General features: G+C 68.8%; 17 protein-coding genes. 4 read left to right on the top strand and 13 right to left on the bottom strand.

The genetic code is table 11. The features are described 5' to 3' along the window. Positions 1-29: 29 nt before the first annotated feature. The 3 genes from D9T14_RS00410 to D9T14_RS00400 form a co-directional block, all read right to left on the bottom strand. Positions 30-908: a DNA-methyltransferase gene (locus tag D9T14_RS00410; protein ID WP_119161895.1), complete on the bottom strand. Its 879-nt coding sequence runs from the start codon at positions 906-908 to the stop codon at positions 30-32. Positions 909-1,014: 106 nt separating this feature from the next. Next, entirely contained in the window at positions 1,015-1,764 is a 750-nt protein-coding gene (locus D9T14_RS00405; RefSeq protein WP_119161894.1) for a sulfite exporter TauE/SafE family protein, read from the bottom strand. A 109-nt stretch (positions 1,765-1,873) separates the two neighbouring features. Beyond that, positions 1,874-2,731 (bottom strand): sulfite exporter TauE/SafE family protein, encoded by an 858-nt coding sequence (locus D9T14_RS00400; protein WP_197720641.1) that lies wholly within the window; start codon positions 2,729-2,731, stop codon positions 1,874-1,876. An 84-nt stretch (positions 2,732-2,815) separates the two neighbouring features. Between D9T14_RS00400 and D9T14_RS00395 the strand changes: the two genes are divergently transcribed. Continuing rightward, positions 2,816-3,469 carry an aminoacyl-tRNA hydrolase gene (locus D9T14_RS00395; protein ID WP_197720686.1) on the top strand — a complete coding sequence of 218 codons (654 nt, stop codon included), beginning with the start codon at positions 2,816-2,818 and terminating at the stop codon, positions 3,467-3,469. Between the two features lie 293 nt (positions 3,470-3,762). Here D9T14_RS00395 and D9T14_RS00390 read toward each other — a convergent pair whose 3' ends face one another. From D9T14_RS00390 to D9T14_RS00375, 5 genes are all read right to left on the bottom strand, one after another. Then, positions 3,763-3,993, bottom strand: coding sequence for a type II toxin-antitoxin system antitoxin (locus D9T14_RS00390; RefSeq protein ID WP_119161892.1), 231 nt, complete (start codon positions 3,991-3,993; stop codon positions 3,763-3,765). A 4-nt stretch (positions 3,994-3,997) separates the two neighbouring features. After that, on the bottom strand, positions 3,998-4,924 hold the full coding sequence (locus tag D9T14_RS00385) for an SPFH domain-containing protein (RefSeq protein WP_119161891.1): 927 nt from the start codon (positions 4,922-4,924) through the stop codon (positions 3,998-4,000). A gap of 240 nt (positions 4,925-5,164) precedes the next feature. After that, positions 5,165-6,130 carry a cysteine synthase A gene (gene cysK / locus D9T14_RS00380; RefSeq protein ID WP_119161890.1) on the bottom strand — a complete coding sequence of 322 codons (966 nt, stop codon included), beginning with the start codon at positions 6,128-6,130 and terminating at the stop codon, positions 5,165-5,167. Between the two features lie 366 nt (positions 6,131-6,496). Next, positions 6,497-6,646 (bottom strand): hypothetical protein, encoded by a 150-nt coding sequence (locus D9T14_RS13560; RefSeq protein WP_170175659.1) that lies wholly within the window; start codon positions 6,644-6,646, stop codon positions 6,497-6,499. Between the two features lie 92 nt (positions 6,647-6,738). Next, the gene (locus tag D9T14_RS00375; protein WP_119161889.1) at positions 6,739-7,026 is read right to left on the bottom strand and encodes a hypothetical protein; all 288 of its coding nucleotides are present in this window, start codon (positions 7,024-7,026) and stop codon (positions 6,739-6,741) included. 87 nt (positions 7,027-7,113) lie between these two features. On the opposite strand from D9T14_RS00375, the gene D9T14_RS00370 reads away from it, so the two are divergent. Beyond that, positions 7,114-8,331: a M20 metallopeptidase family protein gene (locus tag D9T14_RS00370; protein ID WP_119161888.1), complete on the top strand. Its 1,218-nt coding sequence runs from the start codon at positions 7,114-7,116 to the stop codon at positions 8,329-8,331. Positions 8,332-8,397: 66 nt separating this feature from the next. Here the strand turns inward: D9T14_RS00370 and D9T14_RS00365 are convergent, their stop codons facing one another. Both D9T14_RS00365 and D9T14_RS00360 read right to left on the bottom strand, forming a co-directional pair. Then, positions 8,398-8,889: a phosphoribosyltransferase gene (locus D9T14_RS00365; RefSeq protein ID WP_232012469.1), complete on the bottom strand. Its 492-nt coding sequence runs from the start codon at positions 8,887-8,889 to the stop codon at positions 8,398-8,400. A gap of 36 nt (positions 8,890-8,925) precedes the next feature. Then, positions 8,926-9,447 (bottom strand): GNAT family N-acetyltransferase, encoded by a 522-nt coding sequence (locus tag D9T14_RS00360; protein ID WP_182482069.1) that lies wholly within the window; start codon positions 9,445-9,447, stop codon positions 8,926-8,928. An 81-nt stretch (positions 9,448-9,528) separates the two neighbouring features. Here D9T14_RS00360 and tkt point away from each other — a divergent pair, with 81 nt between their 5' ends. Continuing rightward, the gene (gene tkt / locus D9T14_RS00355) at positions 9,529-11,592 is read left to right on the top strand and encodes a transketolase (protein WP_232012471.1); all 2,064 of its coding nucleotides are present in this window, start codon (positions 9,529-9,531) and stop codon (positions 11,590-11,592) included. A gap of 186 nt (positions 11,593-11,778) precedes the next feature. Continuing rightward, positions 11,779-13,065 carry an MFS transporter gene (locus tag D9T14_RS00350; protein WP_232012473.1) on the top strand — a complete coding sequence of 429 codons (1,287 nt, stop codon included), beginning with the start codon at positions 11,779-11,781 and terminating at the stop codon, positions 13,063-13,065. Between the two features lie 125 nt (positions 13,066-13,190). On the opposite strand, the gene D9T14_RS00345 is transcribed toward D9T14_RS00350, so the two are convergent. From D9T14_RS00345 to aspA, 3 genes are read right to left on the bottom strand one after another with little or no spacing between them, the layout of a single operon-like run. Then, positions 13,191-13,934 (bottom strand): aspartate/glutamate racemase family protein, encoded by a 744-nt coding sequence (locus D9T14_RS00345; RefSeq protein WP_119161884.1) that lies wholly within the window; start codon positions 13,932-13,934, stop codon positions 13,191-13,193. 15 nt (positions 13,935-13,949) lie between these two features. Continuing rightward, positions 13,950-15,245, bottom strand: a complete 1,296-nt coding sequence (locus D9T14_RS00340) for an anaerobic C4-dicarboxylate transporter (RefSeq protein ID WP_119161883.1) — start codon at positions 15,243-15,245, stop codon at positions 13,950-13,952. A 52-nt stretch (positions 15,246-15,297) separates the two neighbouring features. Further along, positions 15,298-16,758, bottom strand: coding sequence for an aspartate ammonia-lyase (aspA, locus tag D9T14_RS00335; RefSeq protein WP_119161882.1), 1,461 nt, complete (start codon positions 16,756-16,758; stop codon positions 15,298-15,300). Positions 16,759-16,936 lie beyond the last annotated feature (178 nt).

The following is a 16,936-nucleotide window of genomic DNA, read 5'->3' as shown; positions in this document are numbered from 1 at the left end:
GCCGGGGTCAAGGCGATCTCTGACCAGGGTCATGTCGATTCCGGTGCTGACGTCGGCTCGAACCTGACGTCCTCGCCCAGCCTGCCGCGCATCACGGCGATGGCCTCGGGATTCTCGTCGATGAGCAGGAAACGCCTGCCCAGGGCTGCTGCGGCGGCGCCCGTCGTGCCGGATCCGGCGAAGAAGTCGAGCACCCAGTCTCCTGGCCGGGAGCTGGCCGTGATGATGCGTCGCAGGACGCCCTCCGGCTTCTGGGTGGGGTAACCGGTCTTCTCCCTGCCAGTCGGCGAGACGATCGTGTGCCACCACACGTCGGTGGGCAGCTTGCCGCGCTCCGCCTTCTCCGTCGTGACGAGTGAGGGCGCCATGTAGGGCTCCCGGTCGACCTCGGACGAGTCGAACCAGTAGGTCTTGGGATCCTTCACGTAGACGAGGATCGTGTCGTGCTTCGGTGGCCAGCGCCGCTTGGTACGGCCCCCGTAGTCATAGGCCCAGATGATCTCGTTGAGGAAGCAGCCCCGGCCGAACAGGGCATCGAGCAGCACCTTCGCGTAGTGCGCCTCGCGATAGTCCAGGTGCAGGTAGAGGGTGCCGGTGCTCGACAGCAGCCGCCAGGCCTCCTCGAGGCGGGGCTCCAGGAAGTCCCAGTAGTCCTCGAAGGCATCGTCATAGCCGAGCACCGAGCCGCGGACCGTCTCATAGCTACGGCCTCGGAACCCCAGACGGGGGCCGTCCTCGGCCGCGACCATCGACGTGGTGTGGCGCTTTTGCGCAGCGCCGGTGTTGAAGGGCGGATCGATGTAGATCACCTGGAACGACTCGTCCGGCAGTCCGCGCAGGACGGGCAGGTTGTCGCCCTCGACGACCATGTCGGGGCCGTCAGCGCTCCACCGCGCCCTGATGCTCACGACTCCCACGGTAAACGGCACCGGCTGCCTCGTCCGCGCTGCCCCGGTGATCAGCGGGTCGGACAGGCCTCGCGGCCAACGTGCCCCTGGCGATGCGCGCGTGGTCTCAGGCCATTCGCCACAGATAGCAGGCCAGGCCGATGCCGGCGACGCCGATGATCCAGCGCAGCGCCCGGTCCGGGATGCGCGCGGCGATGACCGGGCCGAACCAGCCGCCGATCATCGAGCCGACCAGCAGTGCGATGGCCGCCCACCAGGTGACCCTCCCGGCGCAGACGAACCAGACCGACGAACTCAGGTTCGCCGCAGCGATGACGATCGTCTTGAGATAGACGGTCGTCCTCAGCTCGGCTCTCGTGGCGATCATCGTGACCGTCAGGTACATGAGTGCCGAACCCGCACCGAAGTAACCGCCATAGACGAACACCAGCATGATCGCCAGGCCGTAGAACCAGCGCGGCCACTCGTTGCCGTGCTGCAGGTCACGCAGTCGCGGGCTCGCCAGGATCATGAGCGCCGAGGCCAGGACGAGCCAGGGCACGACGACGGCGAAGGTGCTGTCGCCGCCCACCAACAGCAGGCCGGCCCCGACGAGCCCGCCGACGGCGGCCGCGACCGACTGGACGACGACACTGCGTCCATTGCTCCTGGGCAGGAAGGTGCGGGCGCCCTTGACCGCGGAGCCGAGCGCCGAGCCGAGCAGGCCGACCGTGTTCGACGCATTGGCCGTGACCGGGGGAACGCCCAGCAGGATCAGCGCCGGATAACTGACCAGCGAGGCCATCCCGGTGAGATAGCCGACGATTCCGGCGGCGACACCGGCCAGGACCACCATTGAGAAGGCGAACAGAGTCACGGCGCAACGCTACGTGCTGCCGTCCTCTCCGGCGCACCGGAGGCGCTGAAACCACAGGACCCGGCATGCCTGCGGGCCCCCGGTCCTGCCCGTCGTCCAGGGGCGGCCCTCATGCCGAGAACCACAGATAGCAGGCCAACCCGATGCCGCCGACACCGATCACCCATCGCAGCACCTTCTCGGGAAGGAACCGCTGGACGACGGGCCCCAGCCAGCCCCCCGCGAAGAAACCGATCGCCAGGGCCAGCGCCACCGGCCAGTTCACCTCGCCGCTGAAGACGAAGTAGAGCCCCGCCGCCAGGTTGCTGACCGACATGAGCGTCGTCTTGAACCACACCGCCTGGTCGAAGCTCAGCGAGGTGGCCAGCGTCGTCAACGCCATGAAGATGACACCCGAACCGGCGCCGAAGTACCCGCCGTAGATGCACACGAGATAGAGGAGCACGTCGTACAGCCAGACGGGCCAGGTGCCGTCGGACCGGATCCGTTTGATGCGCGGGCCGGCCAGCAGCAGGACAGCGGCCATCAGCACGAGGAAGGGGACGATGTGCTCGAAGACCCCGTCGCCGCTGATCAGCAGCAGGAAGCCTCCGGTGAGTCCGCCGAGCCCGGCGATGAACCCCTGGGCGAGGACCTGGCGGCGGCTCATGCCGGGCATGTACGTGCCGGCGCCCTTGATCGTCGAGCCGAGGCCGACCGAGACCATGCCGATCGTGTTCGTCACATTGGCCGAGACCGGCGGCAGCCCGACAGCCAGCAGCATCGGGTAGCTGACGAGGGAGGCCAGCCCGGTCAGATAGCCGATGAGCCCCGCGACCACGGAGGCGGCGAGGACGACGAGCAGGCTCATGGCGGTCACGTGGCGTGACCTTAGTCGCCTCACGACGCCCTCCGGCTCGACGGTCGGCACGCGGTCACGTGCGAGACCAGCGGCCGGAGCGGTCGCCCGGTGAATCCGCTGGCTCATCGGCGGCCGGCCTAACCTGGGTGCATGACGGACGAGCCGGCCACAGCCCACAGCGGCGACCAGACCAAGGAGGTCCCCTGGGCGATGCAGCTCGTCGTCCTGCGTGACAAGCACGCCATGGCCCGCGAGGTGGACGTCTGCGAGGCCGCAGCCCGGGCCGTCGTCGGACTGCTCGACGACGAACGCTCCGCGCCCGGCGGCCCGTGGCACGAGGCCATCCACACCTGGGCGGACGGCGGTCGCATCCGCAAACTCGTGCGCCGCGCCGACGGCAAACGCTGGGACGACGTGCAGGCGCTGCCCGGCGTGCTCGTCACCCAGGAAGGGCCTGGGGGATTCGGCCCTGCCGGCGTGCGGGCCTTCCCGCCCGGCCCGGTGCACCCACTGCCCAAGGCCCTCAGCAAACTGCAGATGGGCGGCACCGCCTTCCCACCCGAGCACGCCAGCGCGAGCAGCGCGGCACCGGTCGTCATCGAGGTGACTCCGCTCGAGGAGATCACCAGCGGCAAGCTCGCCGCCCAGTGCGCCCATGCCGCGCAACTGCTCTACCAGGCCCTGGACGAGACCCGCCGCGCACAGTGGCGGGCCGCCGGCTTCCGCGTCGAGGTGCGCTGGCCCGACGAGGACCAGTGGCGGGCGAACCCACGTCCGGTGAGCGTCGTCGACGCGGGATTCACCGAGCTCGACGGGCCCGCCGAGACGGCCCGGGCCGTCTGGCGCGCCGATCTGAGCACCTGATCCGCGTCGGGAACGAGCCGGCCCGGATGCACCAGTCAGGTGCGCGCCCCGGAACCACTGGAGCCGGGCGGGGCGCCGGAATTCCGTGCAGCAACTCGGCCCGCGTTCCCCGGATCGCTGGAGCCGGGGTGGGCGTACTGCGGGGCCCTGCCGTCGAGCCGCCGCGTTCCCCGGATCGCTGGGGCCGGGGCCGCGGGGAACCACGGCGGCGTTCGGACGCCTCTGGCCTGGAGCCCGTGCCGGGGGCGCGGGGCGATGCCGCGGCTGCCTCGCGCCGGCGCCGGGGAATGCGCCTACTGCGGCTCGTCCCCAGTGCTCGACGGTGGCCGGCCCCGCCTCGGGATCGGTCCGACTCCCGAGGGGAGCCGTCCGCTGCGGCGCAGGGCCTCGCGCAGGACCACCTCGACCTGGGCGTTCACCGAACGCATCTCGTCACTGGCCCAGCGCTGCAGCGCGTCGTGCACCGCGGGGTCGAGACGCAGCAACACCTGCTTGCGTCCGGGCCTGTGCTCTCGTCCGGACATCTGATCAGGCGTACAGGGTGCCCGTGTTCACCACAGGAGTGGCCCTGGAATCGGAGCACAACACGACGAGCAGATTCGAGACCATGGCCGCCTTGCGTTCGTCGTCGAGGACGACGATGTCCTGGCTCTCGAGCCGGTCGAGGGCATTGCTCACCATCGACACGGCACCCTCGACGATCTTCTCGCGGGCGGCGATGACCGCAGCCGCCTGCTGGCGCTGCAGCATCGCCTGGGCGATCTCGGGGGCGTAGGCCAGCGAACTGATGCGTGTCTCGATGACGGTCAGACCGGCGATGGTGATACGGGCGGCGACCTCGGCCGCCAGCTCGGCGGCGATCGACTCGGTCGAGCCCCGCAGGGTCTCCTCGCCGGGGGCGGCGTTGTCGTAGGGGTGGGCGCCGGCGATGTGGCGCAGCGCCGACTCCGACTGCACTGCGACGAACTCGTGCGCGTCCTCGACCGCGAAGACGGCCTTGGCGGTGTCGGCCACCTGCCACACGACGATGGCGGCGATGTTCACCGGGTTGCCGTCGGCGTCGTTGACCTTCAGCTCGCTCGTCTCGAAGTTGTGCACCTTCACCGAGACCTTCTTCGTCGTCGTCAAGGGCACGGTCATGACCAGCCCGGTGCGGCGGATGGTGCCGATGTAGCGGCCGAAGAACTGAACGACCTTCGTGTCGCCAGGGCTCACGATGGTGAGACCCGTGGCCAGCAGCGAGCCGACGATGACGAGGGCGACCAGGGGCGCGGGATTCTGCGCAGCCGGGTCGGGGAGGATGGTCAGGACGCCTGCGCCGAAGCAGGCCAGGACGACGAGCAGCCCGATCCCGCCGTTGATGGCGGGCGCCTTTCGTTCCTCGACGTCGATGCCCCGGACCAGTTCGCTGAAGGTGGTCTCCGGCTGGGGCCGGGCGTGTGGTGCGGTACCCATGCGAGCACTCCTCTCAAAAAGTGATATCAAATTAATATCACTTTTCTGGGTGCTTCGGAAGGGCCCGGCGAGGTGCCAGCGCCTGGTCCGAGACGAGGCCGCGGGGCCCGTGTCCGGGCGGGCAGGATGGTCGCACCCGGCCGTCACGAGGAGGCCACGGGGCCGGTGAGCAGGTACAGCGAGGGCGCCCCGAAGAAAGACCCGGGGCGCCCTCGCGCGGATCGCGTGCGGTGGTGCGGCTCAGAGCTCCACGTCGTGCACCTCGAGCTCGGGGAACTGACCGAGTGCGGTGGACAGATAGCGGTCGCCGGAGTCTGGCAGGACGGTGACGATGAGCTTGCCCTTGTTCTCGGGACGAGCCGCCACCTGCAGGGCGCCGGCGAGGGCGGTGCCCGAGCTGATGCCGACGAAGACGCCCTCGGATGCGCCGAGGCGGCGGGCCTGTTCGATCGAGTCCTCGTCGGTGATGTCGAGGACCTCGTCGTAGATGGAGGTGTCGAGAGTGCCCGGGACGAATCCGGTGCCGATGCCCTGCAGGCCGTGCGGACCGGCGGGCTTGCCGTTGAGGATGGCGCTCTTGGCGGGCTCGAGACCGATCACCGTGATGTCGGGGTTCTGCTCCTTGAGGTATCTGCCGGCCCCCGACAGGGTGCCGCCGGTGCCGATGCCGGCGACGAGGATGTCGATGGCGCCCTCGGTGTCCGCCCAGATCTCCGGGCCGGTGGTCCGGTAGTGGATGGCCGGGTTGGCGGGATTGTCGAACTGACCCAGCAGCACCGAGTCCGGATCGGCCTCGTGCAGCTGCTTGGCGTAGGCGATGGAGCCCTTGATGGCCAGCGGGCCGGGGGTCAGGATGACCTCGCCGCCGTAGGCCTGGATGAGTGCGCGGCGCTCCACCGACAGGCTTGCCGGCATCACGACCTTGACCTTGTAGCCCCGGGCGGTGCCGATGGCGGCCAGGCCGATACCGGTGTTGCCGCTGGAGGGCTCGATGATGGTGCCGCCGGGCTTCAACAGGCCCTTCTCCTCGGCGTCGGTGATCATGGCCAGGGCGATGCGGTCCTTGACCGAACCGGCGGGGTTGAAGTACTCGAGCTTGAACGCGATGTTCGCGTCCTCGGCATTGTTGGCGGCGAGGAAATGCGGGGCGCGGACGAGCGGTGTGCCGCCGATGAGATCAGTGATGGAGGAATGAATTCCGGGCATGACAAATTCCTTTTGAGGATGGGAGAACAGGGAGATACCGAAACGAGTGGCTCGGGTGAATGTCGCCGACCGACCGTGCCGTGTCCAATCAGGATCCGCGAGTGCAAGCAGGCGGACCGAATGGGGCGAGGTTGACCGGGTGGCCCCGTCGGGCGCGCGGTGGCGGCTACGACGACAGGACCGTGATCAGCGGGAACAGGTACGACACATCGCCACGGAGACGACACGCATCATGTCGATGTGGCGCCGGGCGACGAGATGGACCATGCGTGCAACGGTAACCCATGAATTCGCCGATGACAAAACCCGCAGTCGGGTCAATGCCGTCTCACGGTCCTCGGACAACCCCGGCACAGGTCATTGCGGTCAGTCCCATTTCCGGATGATCGAGGCAGCGAGACGAAGCCAGTCATGCACGGCGGCATCGTCCAGGCCGGTCACCGGGCGGGTGTCGAGAGCGAGCACGCCCTCCGGCCACATGGCGGTGTCGACGGCCCCGGGCCTTGCCCAGTCCATGGGGGAGAAAATGCCGTGGGCCGCCAGTTCGGCGTCGATCGCCGGCGCGTTGACCGTACGGATGAGCAGCGGGCCCGGGACGCCCGGGTTGATCAGCTCGGCACCGGCACCGCGACGGGGCCGTCGTACTCGGCGCGGGCCGTGCGCAGCGAGCCGGCGTCCATGACGAGCCGCTCATCCACCGGGACGAAACGCACCGACAGCCCCTCCAGCCAGAGGGGCGTGACCATCGTGATGCAGCAGAAGGCCGGTGCCAGCACGGTGCGGATGCCCCTGTCGCGGCACCAGCGGGCCAGCAGGCCCAGCCCCTGCCGGCCCGAGCCGAGAGCCACGGCACGGCCCGGCCGTCCCCAGCCCGATTCCACCCAGCCGATCGTCATGCTCCCACGCTATGCCGCACCCCGGTTCTCGTGCCCCGTCGGCCGGCAGGTCGATCCCTCCGGCGCTCATCGTGCGAACATGGACCCATGAGCACCCGGCAGAACGCTTCGACCACGCCCGACTTCCGCGCCATGGGGGCCAGCCTCTCCGACCAGCTCGGGTCCCTGAGGCGGGAACTCCACCAGATCCCCGAACTCGGTTTCGACCTTCCGCGGACGAAGGCACGTCTCCTGCGCGAGTTCGCCGGCATGCCGGTCGAGATCCACGAGTTCGACGGCTGGTCGGCGTTCGTCGTCATCGTCCGGGGCGGCAGGCCCGGGCCGGTGGTTCTCGTGCGCGGCGACATGGACGCCCTGCCCGTCCGCGAGGACTCCGGCGAGGACTTCGCCGCCACCACCGACACCATGCATGCCTGCGGCCACGACATGCACATGGCCGCCCTGGTCGGCGCCGTGAAGATGATCGCCTACCACCGCGCCGATCTGGCCGGCTCGGTCATGTTCATGTTCCAGCCCGCCGAGGAGACCGCCCGCGGCGCCAGGCGCATGCTCGACGAGGGCCTGCTCGATTGTGCCGGCGAACGGCCCGTCGTCGCCTGGGGCGTCCACGAGATGCCCTATCCGGCCGGCACCGTGCACGTCCGGGCCGGCGCCCAGATGGCCTCGAACTGCCAGCTCGTCGCCACATTCCACGGCAGGGGCGGCCACGGTTCGGCCCCGCACACCGCCATCGACCCGGTGCCGGCGGTCCTCGACCTCGGGCAGCAGCTGCAGATGCTCGTCACCCGCGAGTTCAGCGTCTTCGACCCGGTCGTGTGCACCGTCACGCAGCTCGGCGCCGGGAAGATGTACAACGTCATCCACGACCAGGCCAGCCTCGGCGCGACGATCCGCGCCGTCTCGAAGGACACCACCGACCGCTTCGGTGCGCGCGCCACGCAGATCGCCGAACTCGTCGGCCAGATTCATCGCTGCGAGGTGGACATGTCATTCCGGGTCAACTGCCCCGCCACGGTGAACGACCCACGGGCCGCCCGGGTCGCCCTGGACACCGCCCGCGCCCTCTTCGGGCCGGAGCGGGTCGTCGAGATGAGCCAGCCGGTCATGGCCAGCGAGGACTTCAGCTACGTGCTGGAGGAGGTGCCCGGCGCCTTCCTCTTCATGGGCGCGCTGCCCGACGGGGCCGACCCTGCCGGAGCGCCGCAGCTGCACTCACCTCAGGCCCGCTACAACTCGGGGGTCCTCGGCGACCAGGCCGCTCTGCTGTCCGCCCTGGCCTGGACCGGTGAACTGCCTCCGGCCTGACGGATCCCGACCCCGGGGCTCGCGGAGACGTGGCCGCGTCTCCCGGGCCGGTGGGTGCGAGCGGCGTCAGGACCGCCGGGCGACCGGCCCGTCGGCCGACCAGGGGAAGGCGATCCAGCGGTCGGTGCTCCGCCACGAGTAGTCGGGCAGGATGACGGTGGTGGGCTTGGTGTAGAGCACCGCCGAGCGCACGTCGACGCCGTGGCTCCTCAGCAGGTTGATGACGAGTTCCATCGTGCGGCCGGAGTCGACGACGTCGTCGACCACCAGGAGTCGTTTGCCCCTGATCGACTCGGTGTCGAGCAGCGGGGCGAGCAGGACAGGGTCGGGCAGGGTCTGCGCGATGTCGGTGTAGAACTCCACGTTGATGGCGTCGGTGAGCTTGACGCCGAGCGCGTAGGTCAGCGCGCCGCCGGGGATCATGCCGCCGCGGGCCACCGCGATGACGATCTCGGGTTCGAAACCGGAGTCCACGATGGTCTGGGCCAGCTCACGTGTCGCCGTGCCGAAGCCCTCCCAGGTGAGGATCTCCTTCTCGGCTGCCTCGTCATTCGCCATGGGTCGCATCCTAGCGGCCCGTCCCGGCTCCCGTCCTCAGGTATCGGGGGAGTCATCGAGGAGCCTGACGAGCATGGCGACGTCGAGCCAGCGCCCGAACTTGCGCCCCACCTGGGGCAGCACACCGTGGTTCGTGAAGCCGAGACGCTCGTGGAAGGCCAGGGAGGCCGTGTTGTCGGCGTCGACCACGCCCACCATCGCGTGCAGGCCGGCCTGCCTGGCCAGGTCGATGAGTTCGGCCATGAGCAGCAGCCCGATGCCCGCGTGCTCATGGTCCGGTGCCACGTAGACGCTGTGCTCGACCGTCAGGTCGTAGCCGGGCAGCTCACGGAAACGGCCGTAGGCGGCGAAACCGAGCACGGTGTCGTCCCCGTCGACAGCGACGAGGACCGGGAAGCCCTCGCGCTGCTGCCGGGCCAGCCATTCGGCGCGTTCGGCGGCGGTTCCGGGATGCAGCTCGTAGCTGGCGGTGGTCGCCACGCCCTGGGCGTTGTGGATCGCGGTGATGGCGGCGGCGTCGGAGGCAGCCGCGGGCCGGAGCAGAATCGTGCCGGGCATGCCGGTCACGGTACACCTGTCGCGGATAAACTGAACTCCGACCATTCGACACCGTCGACGAATCAACGAAGGGCGCCAGCTGTGACTGTACTCACTTGGACTGAAGAGGACCGCAAGGCGGTCGACATCGCTCGTATCCTGGCGGCTGATGCCGTTCAGAGCACGGGGAACGGACACCCTGGTACGCCGGTGTCTCTGGCCCCGGTGGCCTATCTGCTCTACCAGAAGGTCATGAACACCGACCCCAGGGACGACAAGTGGATCGGCCGTGACCGCTTCGTCCTGTCCGCGGGGCACGCCTCGATGCTCCAGTACGCGCAGTTCTACATCAATGGCCTGGGCCTGGAGCTCGACGACCTCAAGCAGCTGCGCAAGCAGGGCTCGCTGACCCCCGGCCACCCGGAGTACGGCCACACGAAATTCGTCGAGTGCACCACCGGCCCGCTGGGTGCCGGTGTCTCGATGGCCGTCGGCATGGCCATGGCCTCCCGCTACGAGCGCGGCCTCTACGATCCCGACGCCGCGGCGGGCGAGTCGGTCTTCGACCACTTCGTCTACGTCGTCGCCGGTGATGGCTGCATGCAGGAGGGCGTCCAGTCCGAGGCCGCCTCGCTCGCCGGGGCCCAGGACCTCGGCAATCTCATCGTCATCTACGACGCGAACCGCATCACCATCGAGGGCGACCCGGTGATCGCCTTCGACGAGGACGTGCTGGCTCGCTACGCCTCCTACGGCTGGGACGTTGCCGAGGTCGACTGGACCAACGGCGGCGATCACTACGAGGAGAACGTCCAGGCGCTGCACGAGGCCATCGAGGCCGCCAAGAAGGTCACCGACAAGCCCTCCATCATCAAGCTCGACACCATCATCGGCTGGCCGCTGCCCACCAAGCAGGGCACCGAGGGCATCCACGGTGCGGCCATCGGTACCGACGAGATCAACGCCATGAAGGAGATCCTCGGCCTGCCCACCGAGCCCTTCGCCTTCGACGAGTCCGTCGTCGAGCACGCTCGCGCCGCCCTGGCCGAGCGCGCCGCGGACATGCGCTCTGCCTGGGACGGGCGTTTCGAGGCGTGGCGCGCCGCCAACCCGGAACGGGCCGCCCTGCTCGACCGCGTCCGCTCCGGCGCGCTGCCCGCCGATCTCGAGCTGCCCGTCTTCGAGGCGGGCAAGCTGAGCACCCGTAAGGCCTCCGGCAAGGTGCTCACCGCGCTCGCCCCCCAGCTGCCCGAGCTGTGGGGCGGCTCGGCCGATCTCGCCGGGTCGAACAACACGACGATGGATGGCCAGGAGTCCTTCCTGCCCGCCCGCTGCACCACCCCCGCATGGCCGGGAGGCCCCTACGGCCGCATACTGCACTTCGGTGTCCGCGAGCACGCCATGGGCGGTGTCCTCAACGGCATCAACGTCGGCGGCCTGTCCCGCGCCTATGGCGGCACCTTCTTCGTGTTCGCCGACTACATGCGCCCGGCCGTTCGGCTGGCCGCCCTCATGGGCGTGCCGTCGGTCTTCGTCTGGTCGCACGACTCAATCGGTGTCGGCGAGGACGGCCCCACCCACCAGCCGATCGAGCACTTGGCCGCCTACCGGGCCATCCCGGGCCTGGACATCGTCCGCCCGGCCGACGCCAACGAGACCGCCGCCGTCTGGGCCCAGATCCTGGCGAACACAGACCGTCCGGCCGGCATCATCCTGAGCCGCCAGGACCTGCGCACGGTCGACCGCGGCAGCGACGAGTTCGCTCCGGCCGGCGAGGCCGCCAAGGGCGCCTACGTGCTGCGCGACGCCAGGAAGGGTGCCCCGCAGCTCATCCTCATCGCCACCGGCTCGGAGGTGCAGCTGGCCCTCGACGCCCAGGACAGGCTCGAGGACGAGGGCGTCGCAACCCGCGTCGTCTCGATGCCCTGCCAGGAATGGTTCGACGCGCAGCCGGAGGAGTACAAGAACCAGGTGCTGCCCGCCGAGGTCACCGCCCGCGTCTCGATCGAGGCCGGCCTGTCGCTGGGCTGGAGCCGCTACGTCGGCGCCGCCGGCGCCTGTGTGAGCATCGAGAACTTCGGGGCCTCCGCCAGCGGCAACCTGCTGATGACCGAGTACGGCTTCACCACCGACAACGTCGTCCAGGTCGCCAAGGGCGTCCTCTGATCAAACGGGTCGCCAAGGGCGTCCGGTGAGCCGAGGAGCCGTCACGTCACGGGCGTCTCGGCCCTGAACGGAGCCGTTGCCGGCAGATGACTGCGACAGGGGCCGGGGAAGACATCCCCGGCCCCTGTCGCACGCCCGGCAACAGCCCCGCGGGGCCAGTACGATTCGGCGGCCTAAGCTGGGATCGTGGGGGCGGCTGGCGGACTCAGACGGTTCGGGGCACGCACCTTCGCCTCGTTCGCCGTCTGGAACTACCGCTGGTACTTCACCGGGGCGCTCGTCTCCAACATCGGCACCTGGATGCAGCGCACCTGCCAGGACTGGCTCGTCCTCGTCGATCTGACCGATCACTCCTCCACGGCACTCGGCCGCGTCACCGCGCTGCAGTTCGTGGCGATGCCCCTCCTCGCACCGTACGCGGGGGCCGTCGTCGACCGGTTCAGCAAGCGATCGGTGCTGCGCGTCACCCAGGCGCTGCTCGGCCTCAACGCGCTGTGGCTGTGGGCGCTCGTGGCCACCCATGCGGTGGCGCTGTGGCAGGTCTACCTGTTCGCCCTGACCCAGGGCGTCATCATCAGTTTCGACACCCCGGCCCGGCAGGCCTTCGTCTCGGAGATGGTCAGCGATGACCTGATCGCCAACGCGGTCGGCATGAACTCGATGAGCTTCAACGCGGCCCGCATCATCGGCCCGGGCCTGGCCGGCCTGCTCATCGCGGCCTTCGGCGTCGGCCCCGGCATGCTCGTCAACGCCCTGAGCTTCGCCGTCATGCTCGCCGCGCTGACGGTGATGGACACCACGCGGCTGCACCCGGCCAGGTCGCGCAGGGGCCGGGGCGCCACCTGCGAGGGCCTGGCCTACGTGTGGCACCATCGCGAGATCGGCATCATCTTCGTCATCGTGTTCATGGTGGGCACCTTCGGCCTCAACTTCCAGATCACCAACGCGACGATGGCCACGAAGGTCTTCGGGCGCGGCGCCGCCGAGTACGGGGCACTCGGCACGATCATGGCCATCGGCACCCTGGGGGCGGCGATCATCGCTGCCAGGCGCCGCCATCCCCGGGTGCGCACCCTCATGATCGGTCTGGCCGGTTTCACCGTCTTCGACACGGTGCTGGTGCTGGCCCCGAACTACTACGTCTACGCGCTCTTCCTCATCCCGACCGGCCTGTGCGCGCTGACCGTGCTGACCTGCGCGAACTCGGCGGTTCAGCTCGCCTCGGCGCCGCAGCTGAGGGGGCGCGTGCTCGCCCTCTACTCGGCCCTGGTGATGGGTGGGACACTCATCGGCGCCCCGATCGTCGGCTGGGTCGGTGACGTGCTGGGACCGCGCTACTCGCTGCTGGTCGGCTCGGTCGCGACGGGCCTCACCTTCGCCGGCGTGCTCGGTTACGATGCGGCCCGCAAGGGACTGCGGTTCGACGAGCACGGCGCGCACGGGCCGCCGGAGGAGATCGAGCACCCGGACTGAACTCTCGGAGAGGATCCCGGACGCGGCGATGGCGCCCACCCTGGCCAGGTGGGCGCCATCATATGGGCCAGTGGTTCCGTCGGCGCACCGGCGGGAGCTGCCGGAGGATCAACCCATGAGGGGCCTCACCGTTCGGTCGGCCAGTGGCCGACCGTGCCGGCCGCCGTCTCGAGCGTGGCGTGTGCCAGCGCGGTCAGCGAGGAGACCTGGATGCCCGGGTCAAGGCCCGAGGCCCCGAACGCCAGCGGCAGTTCGGTGCACGCCGTCATGAGCGGCAGCTCGTGACGGCTGCGCAGGTGACCGGCGAGCTGCCGGTAGGCCTCGCCCGCCTCGTGGAGACGGCCCGCCTTCACCTGCCCGATGATCCGCATCATCTCGACCCTCTCCGGCTCGGACGGCAGTTCCAGCCGGTAGCCGCGTTCGGCGGCCGCCCGCTGGTACAGGCCGGTGTCCACCGTCCCGGTGGTCGCCGTGAGCCAGGCCCCATCGGGGCTGGCCGCGATGGCGGCTGTCAGCGTCGCGTCGACGATGTGGACGAGCGGGACCGGGAGTTCGGCGGTGAAGGCGTCGATGAAGTGGTGGGCCGTGTTGCACGGCACCGCCAGCACGGATGCCCCCAGCTCGGCGGCCCGCAGCAGATCGGCCCGCAGCATCACCGAGGGCGTGTCGTCGCCCGCCGCGATGCACCTCGTACGATCCGGCACCTTCGTGTCCGACAGGACGAGCACCCGAGGGTGCTCCTGGTCGTGCTCGGCCGGCAGCGCCGCGGCCAGTTCGACGAGGAACTGGCCGGTCGCGGCCGGCCCCATGCCCCCGACGACGCCGATCACGGCGCCGTCGAAGGCATCGGGGGCGAAAGGTCTGCTCATCGTGTCACGCCGGACTCATGTGAAGACGAACGAGCAGATGAGGAAGCCCAGGGCAACGGCCACGGCAACCGAGACGACGCCCGGCAGGATGAACGGGTGGTTGAACACGTACTTGCCGATACGTGTCGAACCCGTGTCGTCCATCTCGATGGCGGCGACGGTGGTCGGGTAGGTGGGCAGCAGGTACAGGCCGGTGACCGCCGGGAACGAGGCCACCATGACGGCCCCGCTCACACCCATCGCCGCGGCGACGGGCATGAAGGCCGCGGTCGTCGCGCCCTGCGAGTAGAGCAGGGCCGAGGCGAAGAACAGCACCACTGCCAGCAGCCACGGCTGGCCCTGAATCACGGACGCGCCGGCACCCTTGATGAGGTCCATGTTGGAGTTCACGAAGGTGTTGCCGAGCCAGGCGACACCGAGGATGCACAGGGCGGCGCTCATGCCGCCCTTGAAGGTGGCCTGGTTCGTGACCTCGCCGAGTTCCATCTTGCAGGTGAGCTTCATGATGAGCGCGGAGGCCATCATGAAGGTCATGATGGCCGTGTTGCGGTTCAGCGGCAGCTCGACGGCCGAGGTGACGGCGGCGTAGACCATGACGATGACCAGGGTGATGCCGAAGATGACCAGCGAGCGGCGGGCGTACGGTTTGATGTCGTAGCTGCCCTCGCCGCGCATCTCCACCAGGCCGGCGGCCATGCGCTCCTGGTAGACCGGGTCGTCCTCGAGTTCGCAGCCCAGACGGGAGGCGACCAGGGCGCCGACCATGCAGCCGGTGAAGCAGATGACGATCGCGACACCGACCAGCGGCAGGTAGCCGATGCCGAGGGGTTCGACCACCCCGGCCATGGCGACCATGGCAGCCGAGATCGGTGAGGCCGCGATGGCGACCTGCGAGGCCACGACGGCGATCGACAGGGGCCGGGACGGACGGATCTTCTGCTCCTTGGCGACCTCGGCGATGACCGGCAGCGTGGCGAAGGCGACGTGCCCGGTACCGCAGAAGACGGTCATGAAGAAGGTGACGACGGGGGCGAGGAAGGTGATGCGCTTCGGATTGCTGCGCAGCATCCGCTCACTGATCTTCACCAGCAGGTCCAGGCCGCCACAGGTCTGCAGACCGGCGATGCAGGAGATGACGGCGAGGATGATGCCGAGGACGTCCGAGGGGATCCCGCTCGTGGGATCCACCTCGCAGCCGAGCAGTCCGAGGACGATGACGCCGGCGGCACCGGCGTAGGCGATACCGATACCGCCGAGCCGGGCGCCGATGAAGATGAAGATCAGGACCACGGCCAACTGGACCCATATCATGATGTGCTCCTTGGTGAATTGGCGAATCGACAGGGATCAATGGGGAGGCGAGCTACTTGGCCGGTGGGGTCAGCCCATCGGGCAGGCCCTTCTCGTCGGGCCCGTAGACCTTGCCGGAGTAGGTGGGCTTGAGGAAGTTCTCGATGGACAGGATCTTGTCGAGCTCGGCCTCGCTGAGCAATCCCATCTCCAGGGTGACCTCACGGACGGACTTGCCGGTGCGTGCGCACTCCTTGCCGATGAGATCGCCGCTGTGGTGGCCGATCACGTCGTTGAGGTAGGTGACGATGCCGATCGAGTTCATGACGAAGTCTCGGCAGATCTCCTCGTTGGCGGTGATGCCGTCGACGCAGCGCGTGCGCAGGGTGTCGAGGGCGTTCGTGAGCAGGTGCAGTGACTCGAACATGGCCTGCGACAGGGCGGGCTCCATGACGTTCAGCTCGAGCTGGCCGGCCTCGGCGGCGAAGCAGACCGTGACGTCATTGCCGAAGACCTTGAAACAGACCTGGTTGACGACCTCCGGGATCACCGGGTTCACCTTGGCGGGCATGATCGAGCTGCCGGCCTGCATCTCGGGCAGGTTGATCTCCTTGAGGCCGGCGCGGGGGCCGCTGGAGAGCAGGCGCAGGTCGTTGCAGATCTTGGAGACCTTCGCCGCGGTGCGTTTCACTGCTGAGTGCAGGGCGATGTAGGCGCCGTTGTCGTAGCTGGACTCCATCAGGTCGGGGGCCGAGACGATGTCGTAACCGGTGACCTCGGCGAGCCTGCGGGCCGCGACCTGCGGGAAGTTCGGCGGGGTGTTGAGGCCGGTGCCGATCGCCGTGCCGCCCAGGTTGATCTCGAGCAGCAGTTTCGTGGCATTGCTCACCCGCTCGATCTCCTCGGACATGTTGTTCGCATAGCCGCGGAACTCGTCGCCGAGCGTCATGGGCACGGCGTCCTGAAGCTGGGTGCGACCCATCTTGAGGACGTGGCTGAACTCGTCGCCCTTCTTGTGCAGGCTCGCGACCAGTTCCTCGACCGCGCGCAGCAGGTCCTGCGCGACCGTGTAGACGGCTAGGCGGAAGCCGGTGGGATAGGCGTCGTTCGTCGACTGGGACTTGTTGACGTGATCGTTCGGGTTGATCACGTCGTAGCGACCCTTGGGCAGGCCGATCAGTTCTAGTGCCAGGTTCGCGACGACCTCGTTCGTGTTCATGTTGATGGAGGTCCCGGCGCCGCCCTGGAACGAGTCGGTGGGGAACTGGTCCATGCAGCGGCCGTTGACGAGGATCTCGTCGCACGCCGCGCAGATCGTGTCGGCGATGTCGGCCTGGATCGACTGCAGTTCCTTGTTCGCCAGCGCGGTGGCCTTCTTCACCTGGACCATGCCGCGGATGAACTCGGGCTCGTCGTTCATGCAACCGGCGGAGATGTTGAAGTTCTCGAGCGCGCGGACCGTGTGGATGCCGTAGTAGTACTCGTTCGGCACCTCTCGCTGGCCCAGCAGATCCTCTTCGATGCGGGTGGTCATGATCGTCTCTCCTCGATGTGCGGGACACAGGACAACGCGGATGGGACCGAGGGCTCCGACGACAATGTCGGTAGACCAGTGGTCTGTCCGGTAAGACCATTTAATCAAGTCACGTTTCCGTGTCAAATCGGGGGCGGGGTTTGGTTCGTCCGACACGGGGCCTGGTTTTGCAAGAATC

It is taken from the genome of Propionibacterium australiense, assembly GCF_003666605.1.
Taxonomy (GTDB): domain Bacteria; phylum Actinomycetota; class Actinomycetes; order Propionibacteriales; family Propionibacteriaceae; genus Propionibacterium; species Propionibacterium australiense.
The sequence above is the reverse complement of the archived record's forward strand: the minus strand, read 5'-3'. Positions and strand labels throughout refer to the sequence as shown.

Coding starts and splice junctions, on each gene's coding strand:
- D9T14_RS00400 (WP_197720641.1), bottom strand. CDS start 2,731: ATGAGCCAGCGGATTCACCGGGCGACCGCTCCGGCCGCTGGTCTCGCA.
- D9T14_RS00395 (WP_197720686.1), top strand. CDS start 2,816: ATGCAGCTCGTCGTCCTGCGTGACAAGCACGCCATGGCCCGCGAGGTG.
- D9T14_RS00390 (WP_119161892.1), bottom strand. CDS start 3,993: ATGTCCGGACGAGAGCACAGGCCCGGACGCAAGCAGGTGTTGCTGCGT.
- D9T14_RS00385 (WP_119161891.1), bottom strand. CDS start 4,924: ATGGGTACCGCACCACACGCCCGGCCCCAGCCGGAGACCACCTTCAGC.
- cysK (WP_119161890.1), bottom strand. CDS start 6,130: ATGCCCGGAATTCATTCCTCCATCACTGATCTCATCGGCGGCACACCG.
- D9T14_RS13560 (WP_170175659.1), bottom strand. CDS start 6,646: ATGGACTGGGCAAGGCCCGGGGCCGTCGACACCGCCATGTGGCCGGAG.
- D9T14_RS00375 (WP_119161889.1), bottom strand. CDS start 7,026: ATGACGATCGGCTGGGTGGAATCGGGCTGGGGACGGCCGGGCCGTGCC.
- D9T14_RS00370 (WP_119161888.1), top strand. CDS start 7,114: ATGAGCACCCGGCAGAACGCTTCGACCACGCCCGACTTCCGCGCCATG.
- D9T14_RS00365 (WP_232012469.1), bottom strand. CDS start 8,889: ATGGCGAATGACGAGGCAGCCGAGAAGGAGATCCTCACCTGGGAGGGC.
- D9T14_RS00360 (WP_182482069.1), bottom strand. CDS start 9,447: ATGCCCGGCACGATTCTGCTCCGGCCCGCGGCTGCCTCCGACGCCGCC.
- D9T14_RS00345 (WP_119161884.1), bottom strand. CDS start 13,934: ATGAGCAGACCTTTCGCCCCCGATGCCTTCGACGGCGCCGTGATCGGC.
- D9T14_RS00340 (WP_119161883.1), bottom strand. CDS start 15,245: ATGATATGGGTCCAGTTGGCCGTGGTCCTGATCTTCATCTTCATCGGC.
- aspA (WP_119161882.1), bottom strand. CDS start 16,758: ATGACCACCCGCATCGAAGAGGATCTGCTGGGCCAGCGAGAGGTGCCG.